The organism is Prosthecobacter dejongeii (assembly GCF_014203045.1).
In the GTDB taxonomy this organism is placed as follows: domain Bacteria; phylum Verrucomicrobiota; class Verrucomicrobiia; order Verrucomicrobiales; family Verrucomicrobiaceae; genus Prosthecobacter; species Prosthecobacter dejongeii.
Window position 1 is genome coordinate 618,518 of record NZ_JACHIF010000003.1, and the last position, 6,464, is coordinate 624,981.

The window sequence follows — 6,464 nt, forward strand, 5'->3', positions numbered from 1 at the left end:
TTGATAGTTAGGTTATGAAGCTTAACGAAGACCGCCAGAAACCACGAGCGTCTCTCCCGTGATCCAGGAAGAATCGTTCGAGGCCAGGAAAACGGCCGCCGTGGCGATGTCCTGCGGCTGGCCGATGCGGCCCAGGGGAGTTTGGGATTCCACCTGCTGGCGGAATTCGCCTTCAGCAAAACCGGCGGTGTGCACGCCTTCTGTCTCGACCATGCCGGGATTGATGGCATTGACGCGGATCTTTTTCGCCCCGAGTTCTTTGGAAAGCACCTTGGTCAGGGCGTCCACTGCGGCCTTGGTGCCGGAGTAAACGGCCGAGCCGGGAGGCGTGTAACTGCTGACGACGGAGCTGATGTTGATGATGCTGCCACCTTCAGGGCCGATGAGTTTCACGGCCTCTTGAGTGGTGAGCAACAGGCCCAGCACGTTCAGGTTATACTGCTTGTGAAAGTGTTCTTCGTTGATGGCTTCCAGCGGGGAGAATTCATAGACGCCTGCGTTGTTCACCAGGATGTCCACTTTGCCATAGGCTTTCTTGGTTTCGGCAAAGAGCTGGTCAATGTCAGCCTTCTTGGAAACATCACCCTGCACGGCGATGGCGCGGCCCCCTTTGAGGGTGATCTCATCCACCACCTTGTCTGCCCCCGCTTTGCTGGAGGCGTAGTTGACCACGACGGCGGCACCTTCAGCGGCGAGGTGTTTGGCGATTGAAGCTCCGATGCCTTTGGAGGCTCCTGTGACGACGGCGACTTTGTTTTCGAGTTTCATGAGGATGTCAGTTTGAGGTGTTGCAGATTCGTTTTGTATCGAACGGTATGGAAGTGATAACGCTGGACAGAGAGTAGTCAATGAATATTTTACCGATCAGTATGAAAAAAGAATTAACACCCCCCGCAGTCGGTCGCCCGCGTGCCTTTGACCCGGATGTGGCGCTTGAAAAAGCCATGCAGGTTTTTTGGAAGCATGGTTATGAGGGCACCTCCTTGAGTGACCTTACGGAGGCCATGGGCATCAACCGCCCCAGCCTCTACGCGACCTATGGCAACAAAGAGCAGCTTTTCATCAAGGTGCTGGACCGTTATGGTTCTGGCCCGGTGGCCTACGTGCTGGAGTCGCTGAATGAGCCCACTGCCCGAGGAGTGATCGAAAAAATGCTGCATGGCTCCGTGGGTCTGTTGAGCGATCCTCAGCATCCTCGAGGCTGCATGGCCCTGCAGGGCGTGCTTTGTGGCGGAAAGGAGTCTGCCTTTGTGCTGGAGCATGCGCGGTCCCGGCGTGTGGCTGCCCAGGAAAAAATACGCGAACGCTTTGAGCGCGCGAGGAAAGAAGGCGACCTGCCGCTTTCGGTGAATGCAGGGGATCTGGCGCGCCATCTGGCCATGCTGCTGAATGGGCTTTCCATCCAGGCCTCCAATGGAGCCGGTGCGAAGGAACTGAAACGTGCGGTGGATTTCGCCCTGAAGACCCTCCCCGTGTGAGATACTGCCTATCATCCTGTCGTTTGATTTAACTCGGCATCTCCCCACACTGTAAAATCACCATGCGCGTTTTCTGCCAACTTCTGACCCTCTTTCTTTTTCTCACCGCCTCTATCCAGGCAGCGGAGGGAAAGACGGTCCGCATCCTGACGATTGGCAACAGCTTTTCCCGCAATGCGACGAATCACTTGGATGATCTAGCTGTTGCTGGTGGCCATACCTTGATTCACACGCCCATCGTGGTCGGAGGTGCTTCGTTGGAACTGCATTCGGGAAAGGCCATCGCCCACGCCAAAGACCCCAAGGACAAGGCGGGCCTTTACACGAATAGCCGCAGTCTCGTCCAGGAATTGAAAGCAGAAAAATGGGATTACGTAACGATCCAGCAGGCCAGCATCAAGAGTCATGACCTGACAACTTACCAGCCGCATGCCGATCGCCTCTGGGAGCTTATCCATGAGAATGCTCCTTCCGCAAAGCTGCTTGTGCACCAGACCTGGGCCTACCGGAAAGACGATCCGCGGTTTACTAAACCCAATGGCAAACCCGGCGAGCCAAAGACCCAGGCGGAAATGCATGAGATGCTGAGCAAAGCCTATGCAGCCATTGCTACAGAACTGGGGGCCAAAAGTCTGCCTGTAGGTGATGCGATGTACATGGCCGATACCGATGCAAATTGGGGCTTCCAGCCTGGGCCTTCGTTTGATCCCAAAAGTCTAAAGCGGCCAGCGTTGCCTAACCAAAAGCATTCTCTGCATGTGGGCTGGAATTGGAAGAAGGGAAAAGATGGTAAAATCACCCTGGGCATGGACGGTCATCATGCGAATCTGGCCGGGGAATATCTGGGTGCCTGCGTGTGGTATGAAGTGTTGTTTGGCGAAAGCCCCATCGGCAATGCCTATGTACCCAAAGGACTGGCGGCAGACTATGCACGCTTTCTCCAGGAGACTGCCCATCGGGCTGTGACACAAGCTTCAGGGAGGGCCTCTTCTGCCGGTATCCTCGGCCGGGGGATGGATGGTTTGGCTCTCCGTGATTCTGCACTCAAGAGCAAAGAGCTGCAAACCTTCGCAGACCAGATTCCCCAACTTCAATGAATCCAGGTACTCGTGCTCCGCGCTGGGCGGCCATCATCCCATGGCTGTTTGTCCTGCTGTGGAGCAGCGGTTTCATTGGGTCAAAGCTGGGTGTGCCGTATGCCGAGCCCTTCACTTTCCTCACCCTGCGCTACGTCATCGTGCTGGTGGTGCTGGTGCCCATCGCCCTGCTCACGCGTGCGCCATGGCCGCAGGGCAGGGGACAGATCGCCCATCTCATTTTGGCGGGCCTGTTGATTCATGCCCTCTATCTGAGTGGCTGCGTGTACGCCTTGCGGTTAGGCCTGCCAGCAGGAATCGTCAGTCTCATTGTCTCCCTGCAGCCCCTGCTGACAGCCGCCTTGGCTGGCATGATGCTGGGCGAAAAGGTGATGCCCCGGCAATGGTGCGGCCTGGCGCTGGGCTTCATCGGCACGGTGCTGGTGGTCGCCCACAAAACGGGCAGCGGCCTCACCTTCATCTCCACCGTCCCTGCGCTTTTGGCCCTGATCGGCATTACCGCCGGCACCCTCTGGCAAAAGCGTTTCTGTCCCGCCTTTGACCTGCGTACAAGCACCGTGGTGCAGTATGCCGCCAGCCTCGTCATCACGGCCATTCTCTCCCTGGTCACCGAGACTCGCGAGGTGCAGTGGACGGGCCAGTTTGTCTTTGCCCTCCTGTGGGTGGCCTTGGTTCTTTCCATCGGTGCTATAAGCCTTTTAAATCACCTTATCCGCAGCGGCACCGCCGTGAATGTGGCCAGCCTCTTTTACACCGTCCCGGCGGTCACTGCCCTCATGGCCTGGGGCATCTTTGGCGAAACCCTCACCGGCCTCTCCTTGGTTGGAATGGTAATCGCCGTGATCGGCGTCTGGCTGGCGCGGGGCAAGTGACTCAATTTTCCCTAATCCTGGCCCGTTGCGTGCGATGGAAGTGCTTTTTGCAACTCCTGGCCAACCATGCACGAAGCGCCTTCTCGACATTTTGACATTGCCATCATTGGTGGAGGGTTTGCGGGGGTTTACTGCGCCCAGCAGGCATTAAAGCGGCTGCGCGGGCGCTCCATGCGCGTGGGTATCATTGCCAGTGAAAACCACATGGTGTTCCAGCCCATGCTGCCCGAGGTAGTGGGGGGCTCTCTTTCGCCTCAGCATGTGGTGAATCCCATCCGCACGATCTGTGAAGCTGCGGATGTACTGAAGGGGGAAGTAACCAGCCTGGACCTGGAAAGCCGGGTGCTGACGCTGGATGGTGGACGTTTTACTCCCCATGTGACGGTGACCTTTGACCACCTCATGCTGGCCCCCGGAGCTGGAGTGGACCTGAGTCGCATCCCGGGCATGTCGGAGCATGCTTACCTCATGCGCACGGTGGGGGATGCCATGAAACTACGGGCTGCCATCATCAGCCGCATGGAGGAGGCCAACCTCATCACCAAGCATCAGCAGCGCCAAGAGATGCTGTCCTTTGTGGTCGTGGGTGGGGGCTACTCTGGGGTGGAAACGGCGGGACAGATCCAGGATTTGATCGCGGGAGTTCTGCGTTACTACGACAACATTCGCGCAGACGAACCTAGCGTGACCTTGGTGCACAGTGGGGAACGCCTGCTGGGCATGTTAGGGCCTGGACTTGGGGACTACACGCGCCGCTGTTTGGAGAAGATGGGCGTGAATTTGATCTTCAACAAACGCGTGAGGGCAGTCACGGCACGCACGGTGCAGCTCAATGATGGCAGCACGATTGTCTCCAATCTGGTGGTGTGCACAGTGGGAAATGCTCCTCACCCCATCTTGCAGGCCTTGGGTGCCTGTGGGGCCGTGCCGCTGGAGAAGGGCAAGGTCATGGTGGAGCCCACGGGGCAGGTGAAGGGCGTGGATAAAATATGGGCCGCAGGTGATTGTGCGGCTTTCCCTAAAGCAAATGGAGGGCTGTGCCCAGAGACCGCCCAGTTTGCCATGCGCCAGGGGACTTTGATCGGGGAAAACATTGCCGCGACGCTGAAAAAGAAACCTTTGAAGACCTTTCAATTCACAGGTCTGGGTGAGCTGGCCACCATCGGGCACCGCAAGGCTGTGGCCATGGTGATGGGGTTGCGTTTTTCCGGCCTGATTGCTTGGTTCATGTGGCGCAGTATTTACCTTATGAAGCTGCCCGGACTGGACCGTAAACTCCGGGTGATGACTGAGTGGACTTTCGAGGTTTTTTTTCCACGCGATATCAATCTGCTAACTCCTAGTTTTTCCTCCCCCCTCGGAGAGATGCATTTGGAAAAAGGTGATTCCTTGTTCCGCTCGGGGGAACCTGCTCAGTCGCTTTATGCGGTGAAGAAAGGTTGCGTAGAGATTACCGATGCGAATGGTCAGATCGTCAAATCCGCAGTGGCGGGTGAGCACTTTGGCGAACGTGCTTTGTTAGGTGATGGCATTTGGCGTTTTGACGCCACGGCTAAAGAGTCCACCGAATTGGTGGCGATAGATGGAGATACCTTCAAGACATTGGTGAAAAGCATCGGTTCACTCGATAGCCTCTTTCGCTCAACCGCACAGCAGTACCACTTGCCGGAAGAAATCCAGAAGACGGTCTCCGCGATGCCTGAGGCCACGCGGCAAGCGATCGCGGCAGATGTGATGACCCGCTCGATTGCGTCCCTCACAGCAGAGCAAACGGTGCAAGATGCAGTGGCAGAATTTCAGGCGCATCCGCACAGCACTTATCCCGTGACGGAGGATGGCAAAGTCATTGGCCTTCTGCGCCGTTCCATCGCCTATGATTGGTTGAAAAATCATGGGCTTACCTGTCGGGATGTCTTGAAGTCACTCCCTCTCACCACACCCTTCTGCGTGCGGGCAGACATGCCTGTGCCTGAACTGGTGCAAACTCTCATGCGCACAGGTGTGAGCAAGGCCGTGGTGGTGGATGCGGAAAATCGCTTGTTAGGCATGGTTACCGTCTTTGATTTACTTAAAGGGAGCTCACCTTCGGTGTGAAGATTCAGGGGTAACGTTTTCGGCATAAGACCAAAACAGGGGTTCGTTTCGTAAGTATTACGGAGGCTTCCAGTTCCTCAATCATTGGGGAATGCGCACTCCTGCTGAAAAACTCCACTTGTGTCCTTTTATGAGTGCCGACCTATCCCACATTCCTGCAGGTTATCAGACTGTGACCCCGTCGCTCACAGCGAAGGACGCCGCAGCCGCGCTCCGCTTCTACGAGCAGGCTTTTGACGCGGTGGTCAGCTTTAAAATGGCAGACCCGCAAACGGGTGGGACAGCTCATGCTGAGTTTCGTATCGGTAATAGCACGATGATGATTTCTGACGAGTATCCCAAATACGGATGTCTTGCTCCCGATGAAGGAAAGGGAGGCGCCTTTATGATCTACGTGCCCGATGTTGAGGTGGCTTTTGAACAAGCCCTGGCGGCAGGTGCCGTGGAGATAGAACGTCCAAGCGACCAGTTTTGGGGAGATCGTACGGGCCGGGTCACTGATCCCTTTGGCTATCGCTGGACGCTCGCTCAAAAAATCAAGGATGTGCCCGAGGAAGAAATTGCTCGTCTCGCTGCCGATTGGCAGGGGTGATGCGGTTGGTCATCGCCCTCGTCGCCGATGCTGTCGTGCTCTGAACTCCGCAGGGCCGCAGCCCAGATGCTGGGTAAAGATGCGAGTGAAATAATGGCGATTGGGAAAGCCGTGTTCGATGGCGATTTGATCAATGGTTTTATCTGTTAAGACCAAAGCCTCTCCTGCTAGACGCAGGCGGGTGGCAGTGACGTAGGCGGCAGGCGTTTGTCCGGTATGCTCACGGAATGCGCGGATAAACCCGGATGATGCAATAGGCGCGAGGTGTTGTGAGCGAAGGTATTGACGCTGTGTGGGATTGACACCTATGGCATGCTTCACCCTCATGGTG

7 protein-coding genes are annotated in these 6,464 nt (G+C 56.5%); 5 read left to right on the top strand and 2 right to left on the bottom strand.

Annotated features, from left to right (window positions below):
- Positions 1-21: 21 nt before the first annotated feature.
- A complete protein-coding gene (locus HNQ64_RS10485; protein ID WP_184208237.1) occupies positions 22-768 on the bottom strand; it encodes an SDR family NAD(P)-dependent oxidoreductase in 747 nt (248 codons plus the stop codon).
- A 101-nt stretch (positions 769-869) separates the two neighbouring features.
- On the opposite strand from HNQ64_RS10485, the gene HNQ64_RS10490 reads away from it, so the two are divergent.
- The 5 genes from HNQ64_RS10490 to HNQ64_RS10510 all read left to right on the top strand — a co-directional run bounded on the left by HNQ64_RS10490 (position 870) and on the right by HNQ64_RS10510 (position 6,133).
- On the top strand, positions 870-1,478 hold the full coding sequence (locus HNQ64_RS10490; RefSeq protein WP_184208239.1) for a TetR/AcrR family transcriptional regulator: 609 nt from the start codon (positions 870-872) through the stop codon (positions 1,476-1,478).
- Positions 1,479-1,540: 62 nt separating this feature from the next.
- Positions 1,541-2,575: a DUF4886 domain-containing protein gene (locus HNQ64_RS10495; RefSeq protein WP_184208241.1), complete on the top strand. Its 1,035-nt coding sequence runs from the start codon at positions 1,541-1,543 to the stop codon at positions 2,573-2,575.
- Positions 2,572-3,447, top strand: a complete 876-nt coding sequence (locus HNQ64_RS10500) for a DMT family transporter (protein ID WP_184208243.1) — start codon at positions 2,572-2,574, stop codon at positions 3,445-3,447. Before HNQ64_RS10495 ends, HNQ64_RS10500 begins: the two co-directional genes overlap by 4 nt.
- Before the next feature lie 66 nt (positions 3,448-3,513).
- Positions 3,514-5,541, top strand: a complete 2,028-nt coding sequence (locus HNQ64_RS10505; protein WP_184208245.1) for an FAD-dependent oxidoreductase — start codon at positions 3,514-3,516, stop codon at positions 5,539-5,541.
- A gap of 130 nt (positions 5,542-5,671) precedes the next feature.
- Entirely contained in the window at positions 5,672-6,133 is a 462-nt protein-coding gene (locus tag HNQ64_RS10510) for a VOC family protein (protein WP_184208247.1), read from the top strand.
- A 9-nt stretch (positions 6,134-6,142) separates the two neighbouring features.
- Here the strand turns inward: HNQ64_RS10510 and HNQ64_RS10515 are convergent.
- On the bottom strand, positions 6,143-6,464 hold a 322-nt coding region (locus HNQ64_RS10515; RefSeq protein WP_184208249.1), incomplete at its 5' end, for a helix-turn-helix transcriptional regulator.